Annotated in this window: 6 protein-coding genes; 3 read left to right on the top strand and 3 right to left on the bottom strand. The window is 50.2% G+C overall.

Going from position 1 to position 4,385, the window contains the following annotated elements; all coding sequences use genetic code 11:
* The first annotated feature begins 189 nt into the window (after positions 1-189).
* Entirely contained in the window at positions 190-444 is a 255-nt protein-coding gene (locus CODIS_RS20250) for a hypothetical protein (RefSeq protein ID WP_069128464.1), read from the top strand.
* A 5-nt stretch (positions 445-449) separates the two neighbouring features.
* Entirely contained in the window at positions 450-935 is a 486-nt protein-coding gene (locus CODIS_RS20245) for a flagella synthesis protein FlgN (RefSeq protein WP_069128463.1), read from the top strand.
* Positions 936-999: 64 nt separating this feature from the next.
* Here CODIS_RS20245 and CODIS_RS20240 read toward each other — a convergent pair whose 3' ends face one another.
* Genes CODIS_RS20240 through arsS form a run of 3 tightly spaced genes read right to left on the bottom strand, consistent with a single transcriptional unit; the run spans position 1,000 to position 3,305 of the window.
* Entirely contained in the window at positions 1,000-1,626 is a 627-nt protein-coding gene (locus CODIS_RS20240; protein WP_069128462.1) for a TIGR04282 family arsenosugar biosynthesis glycosyltransferase, read from the bottom strand.
* A gap of 7 nt (positions 1,627-1,633) precedes the next feature.
* Positions 1,634-2,347 (bottom strand): TIGR04283 family arsenosugar biosynthesis glycosyltransferase, encoded by a 714-nt coding sequence (locus tag CODIS_RS20235; protein ID WP_083220960.1) that lies wholly within the window; start codon positions 2,345-2,347, stop codon positions 1,634-1,636.
* Positions 2,340-3,305 (bottom strand): arsenosugar biosynthesis radical SAM (seleno)protein ArsS, encoded by a 966-nt coding sequence (arsS, locus tag CODIS_RS20230; RefSeq protein ID WP_069128461.1) that lies wholly within the window; start codon positions 3,303-3,305, stop codon positions 2,340-2,342. The genes CODIS_RS20235 and arsS overlap by 8 nt, the downstream gene beginning before the upstream one ends.
* 281 nt (positions 3,306-3,586) lie before the next feature.
* Between arsS and CODIS_RS20225 the strand changes: the two genes are divergently transcribed.
* Positions 3,587-3,832 carry a hypothetical protein gene (locus CODIS_RS20225; protein WP_069128460.1) on the top strand — a complete coding sequence of 82 codons (246 nt, stop codon included), beginning with the start codon at positions 3,587-3,589 and terminating at the stop codon, positions 3,830-3,832.
* Positions 3,833-4,385 lie beyond the last annotated feature (553 nt).

Here is a 4,385-nt window from a genome sequence, read left to right as displayed (position 1 = left end):
GGGGCTGTTTTTGCGCCCAGCGGCGTTATCATTCGCTCATGTAGCATAACTACACCTCGCTCATTCTGCCTTGCTGGACACAAAAACAGCCCCAGCAGGGTGTATTGGATTAGTGTTAACAGGCCCTAAAGTAACCGTGCCGGATGTCGATATTCTATAGTAGGTAACCAAGGTAACAGAGGATGAGTCATGGCCGTTGAAATCAATAGTCTCTCCAGCAGTAATCTGAAGGGTACGGGAGACAGCGGTCTGGTGACACGGTCCGGATTGCCGGGCGGCAAACGTTCTGCAACATCGACAACCTCCACCCGCAAAGACCGTTTTGACATGACCGGCTCCGCCGGTAAGCTACTGGAATTGGAGGCACGGATTGCACAGATGCCTATCGTCGATGCGCAAACCGCAGCCGATAAGATGCTGGCGATGGAACTGGCACTGCCCTGACCGCCATGAGCAATCCATCAGAAGCCTGCAGTGACTTCGTCGAAATTCTGCATAACGAAATCGAGCAGTCACAACGACTGCTTGATTTGCTGCGCTCAGAATACACCTTACTGCAAAAGGGATCGCCTCAAGCTTTGCAGGCGTTGATTACAGAGAAAAGAGAGCAGCTGAAGCAGGTCGAGGCCGCGGTAGCAACCCATAACCGTTTCCTGGAGCAACAGGGATTCGGGACTGATAGGCAAGGAACGGAGACCTATATCCAGCAATGCAGTAACCTTGAATCAACATCCGAGACCTGGCATCGATTCATCACCCTGCTGGAAGCGTGTCATAAACAGAACGAAATCAATGGTGGTGCGGTTCAACTCAATCAACGTCATGTCTCGCAAACGCTGGATATCCTCAAGGGCATCAGTCAGCGGGATAAAACCTACGGCCCCTCAGGCGAGTCGAAACCCAACACCACCTCGAAATCATTGGGAAAGGCTTGAGCCTGCCTCAAGCCATCATCGGAAGCCCGCATTTAATACCATACAGGCAATCAGCAGCGTTTCCTTAACTTCGGCATATTTCCGGATACCCTAGCTGTAAACGTTCAAGATCCTGCGGTCGATCCAGATCCCAGAGTTGCGGCAACTCACGCCAATGCCATCCCAGATCCGCGAGGACCGCCCTGGTCGATGCCGCCACATCCCCACCTCCCCAATGGTGCCCCTCGAAAAGATCCTTATGGTAGTTATTCAGGCCCAGCAGGACGTAACCTCCATCCTCTGCAGGCCCCAACACCGCATCTTCGCCATTCTCCAACCAGTGAAATGTCTGGTGTATATGGCGAGCAGTCAAGGCAGGGCAGTCAACACCGAGAAGAGCGACATGGCGATGGCGGGTAAGGGCTGTTTTTGCCGCCAATCCCATGCGTGCTCCCAAGTCATCACCCTGCTGCAGATAGAGCGGCAGGTCATACTCAGCCGCGAGCTGCCGCCATAGGGGATGATCCCTTCCCGGCGTTACCCAGAGTTCTGTCGCAAACGGAGTTTGATTACAAGTCCAGTCGACCATCCGTGTTAAGAGCCGGGTATAGAGCCGGGTTGTCTCATCCTCGCCAAGTGCAGGTATCAGACGCGTTTTCACTGAACCAGGATATGGCGTCTTGGCGAAAATCAGAATAGCACATTGATCCATGGCTCGATCAGCCCGGAGCCAGAGTATAGAGCCTGGCAAGATGCTTTGGCTTGACACCTACCCAATAGGCAAAGCGCAGCATCCACATCAAGAGCATGGTGCGTACAATTCCCTTGGATTCCCAGCGGCGGCTGGACGTTACAAGGGGGCCATGCAAGCAGACCGGGAGGGTAAGACGCTTCAAGCGTCGGCTGATCTCTATATCCTCCATCAGCGGTTGCAGGGGAAATCCCCCAACCTGTTCAAACAGCCGACAGTGAACAAAAATACCTTGGTCCCCGGTTGCAATGCCACTGATACGGGACCGCCAGTTCATCATCCGTTCAATGATCCTAAACAGGGGATGGGAACCGCTCAACCTGATATCAAAGCGTCCCCACGATGGCTTTGAACCGACAGCTGCCAGGATCTCACAATCCATACCATCTCTTATCCGACTATCGGCATGCAGAAACCAATAGACATCTCCAGATGCATGCATGGCGCCACTATTCATCTGCTGCGCCCGTCCCGGTGAGGCATACAGCAGCCTATCCACATAGGGTTCCAATTTGGCAATCAGACCCCGTTCGCGACTGCCACCGTCAACCAGAATCAACTCATGACCAGCTGAGCGCATTGCCTGCAGATCGGATAGGCAGCGCTGCAACCCCTGCCCCTCGTTCAGGCAGGGGATAATGATGCTTATCATCCGAGTATCGCTGCCTTGACGACTACTCATTCAAGGCGCCACCACAACTACTGCCTTGACCCGCTGTACAGCCATAACAATGTTCGGCAACCTGGATCTGCAGCTCTTCGAGTTCACAATCGAACAGGTCTCTGAGTCGAGGTCGCATACTGCGATCTGTTTTAAGGTGTATCTTCAACATCTGATTGAAATCACAGTCGTAAAGAAAACCGCGCCAATCAACGCTCAGTAGCGAGCGGCACATGACATATTCGAGATTGCCAGGCTGATAGGCATCCCGCAACAACTGCAGATAGCTGTTGAATTCACCTTTGGACTGCAGATAACTACCAAAACGTTGGATCGGCATATTGGTAATCGTCATCAGTTGATTGAAATGGATGCCATAACGCTCAAGCAACTGCATTCTGTATTCCGCTTCGAGTGGTGCTTGAGGTGGAGGCAGACAGGGCCCGAGCGGGTTGTAGACGAGATTGAGCTGTAAGCCACTCTCAGGCATACCGTAACCCAGACGATTAAGCTTGAGCAATGCATCGATACTTCCGGCATAACTTCCCTTGCCACGCTGCTGGTCTACATTCTCCTCCAGATAGCAAGGCAGGGAAGCGACGATTTCAACCTGATGCCGGGCCAGAAAATCGGCCAGGTCCTCCTGCCCCTTTTCCAGCAAGATAACCAGATTACAACGATCGATCACATGCACGCCTAATTCTCTGGCCTGTTTCACCAGGTAGCGAAAGTTTTCATTCAGCTCCGGTGCGCCACCCGTAAGGTCAAGCCGCTGCAGCTGTTTTCGTTGCAGGAAAGTCAGTACATCCTCGACAGTACGCCTGTCCATCTCCTCCTTCCTTTTAGGACCAGCATTCACGTGACAATGGACGCATGAGAGATTGCAGCGAAATCCAAGATTGACCTGGAGCGTTTCCAGCTTTCCCCGACTGATGGAGGGGAATGTACTTGGCTGTAATAGATGGGTCGTTTCAAGCATGGTTGTTCCTGGTTTTTTTTACTCTAGACACCGTCTGAATCATACGTATCAAGTGCCGTTACGGATTCGTTATGTGATGCAGCAAACAAACCACATCAGTCGAGGGATGAACAAGCAGATCATAACATATTGTTTTATCTGGTTTTAAACAGATGACCCCATGATAATTCAGGAGATCACCTGAACCATTTCACCCGCTTGGGCTCCAATTTTGTAAGCTGTTTTTTAGATTCTGCTAATTTTCTTATATACAGCACCATCTTAGTTCAAGGAGTAAAGAGATGTTACCCATACTATTAGGCCTGGTTATCGCCATGTTGTTCGGTCTGATGTCATTCTTTATCTACGGCCTGGATGGATTGGTCAGCTATACATGGATCGATACGGTCTTCTGGACGTTGATTGCTATCGGGGCACTTATTACCCTGATCAACGAGGTTGGTCAATGCTTGGCATGTCGATTTAAACAACTGATTTCAAATCGACGATTTAACAGGTTCTGTAGTGATTTGGCTTGCGCACATTAAAGCACCCATTGTTCCGGTATAAACGTCTGTGCTGTTAATATTGCAACACACTTATTCAGCGTTACTACGACAGGCATCTCATGATCATTTACCTTGATAATTATTGATTCGATCTTGCTACGAACCAGCAAGGCGCTTCTGTCCCTTCTCTTTACGGACATCGGATTCGATCATATTTACCGAAAAACAAGGTCAATGATGAAATCCATACCTAAGATCATCCGATAAATCGGAATAGTTTTCTTACCTATCGATTCAGGACGGCTGGATTATTCCAGCAACAAGACATCGTCAATCCTGTGGGTGCAGTTATTGGCAAGCCACTACCAATTTTGGACAAAAAGTGTGGTTATCTTTTATACTCAAATTGTGAGGTAGGGGTTGCGCAGTTGGATTGATTCGCTACGGCGGTCTTAAGTTGAAAAGGTTCATTTTCGTACCGAACTGTATTGCGTCAGAAATCTAGGGCCTGTTAACACTAATCCAATGCGCCCTGTTGTGTCTGAAAAAGCGCCAATCAAGGCGCACCCCAAGGGCACTTCCTTCGGGGCGC

Source organism: Candidatus Thiodiazotropha endolucinida, assembly GCF_001715975.1.
GTDB lineage: Bacteria > Pseudomonadota > Gammaproteobacteria > Chromatiales > Chromatiaceae > Thiodiazotropha > Thiodiazotropha endolucinida.
The sequence above is the reverse complement of the archived record's forward strand: the minus strand, read 5'-3'. Positions and strand labels throughout refer to the sequence as shown.

Bases quoted from the DNA above. Each gene is read 5' to 3' on its own strand.
- CODIS_RS20250 (WP_069128464.1), top strand. From the start codon at position 190: ATGGCCGTTGAAATCAATAGTCTCTCCAGCAGTAATCTGAAGGGTACG.
- CODIS_RS20245 (WP_069128463.1), top strand. From the start codon at position 450: ATGAGCAATCCATCAGAAGCCTGCAGTGACTTCGTCGAAATTCTGCAT.
- CODIS_RS20240 (WP_069128462.1), bottom strand. From the start codon at position 1,626: ATGGATCAATGTGCTATTCTGATTTTCGCCAAGACGCCATATCCTGGT.
- CODIS_RS20235 (WP_083220960.1), bottom strand. From the start codon at position 2,347: ATGAGTAGTCGTCAAGGCAGCGATACTCGGATGATAAGCATCATTATC.
- arsS (WP_069128461.1), bottom strand. From the start codon at position 3,305: ATGCTTGAAACGACCCATCTATTACAGCCAAGTACATTCCCCTCCATC.
- CODIS_RS20225 (WP_069128460.1), top strand. From the start codon at position 3,587: ATGTTACCCATACTATTAGGCCTGGTTATCGCCATGTTGTTCGGTCTG.